This is a genomic window from Parafrankia sp. Ea1.12 (assembly GCF_900465275.1).
GTDB classification, from domain to species: Bacteria; Actinomycetota; Actinomycetes; order Frankiales; family Frankiaceae; genus Parafrankia; species Parafrankia soli.
On sequence record NZ_UBIZ01000543.1, the window covers coordinates 1 to 863 of the forward strand.

Here is an 863-nt window from a genome sequence, read left to right on the forward strand (position 1 = left end):
GTAGCTTTCGGGTGTCTTGTCGTAGCGGGTGGCCAGACCCCGCCATTCCTTGATCTTGTTGATGCCGCGCTCCACGGTGTTGCGGTCTTTGTAGAGCGTGGCGTCGTGGCTGACCGGGCGGCCTCCGGCGCTGCCGCGCTTCTTACGGTTGGCCATCTGGTCGGCCTTCTCCGGGATCACCGCCCGGATCTTCCGTGTGCGCAGGTGGGCGCGGTTGGCGCGGGAGGAGTACGCCTTGTCTCCGGCGACCGCGTCCGGCCGGGTCCTGGGGCGGCCGACCGGTCCACGCACCTTGATCTTCTTCAGGGCCGGGAGGAAACGCGGGCTGTCCGCGGCCTGTCCGGGGGTGAGGATGATGGACAGTGGGCGGCAGCGCCGGTCGGTCGCGAGGTGCACCTTGCTGGTCAGCCCGCCCCGGGAGCGTCCCAGTTCGGCGGCCTTCAGCCGGGCTTTGCGGCGTCGGCGTACCGTGCGGCGCCGTGCCCGTTCGGCTTCCTCTCCGTCCTCGGGTGCCTCGGTTACGGAGTCGTTTTGCCCGGTTTCTGAAGCCCCTTTTCCTGCCTCAGGGCTTTCTCCATGTCCTCCAGGAGGTCCGGGTCGACCACCATGCCCGCCGCGTGGTGATGCGCGCGGGCGACGGTGGAGTCCACGCTGACCAGGCTGAGATCGACATCGTCGCGGGCCGCCGCCTCGGTGATCATTGCGTCCATGAGGGTCTGGAAGACCCCGTCACGCGCCCACATACGGAACCGGTCGTAGATCGTCGACCAGGAGCCGTAGCTGTTCGGCACGTCCCGCCAGGGGCTTCCGGTACGGAACCTCCACATCACCGCGTTGAAATAGCTGCGCAGGTCAGGGATCGG

The 863-nt window shown here is 68.0% G+C and carries 1 pseudogene; it reads right to left on the reverse strand.

Annotated elements, in window-relative coordinates:
* A pseudogene (locus tag FMEAI12_RS38840) lies at positions 1-863 on the reverse strand (IS5 family transposase); the annotation flags it as partial.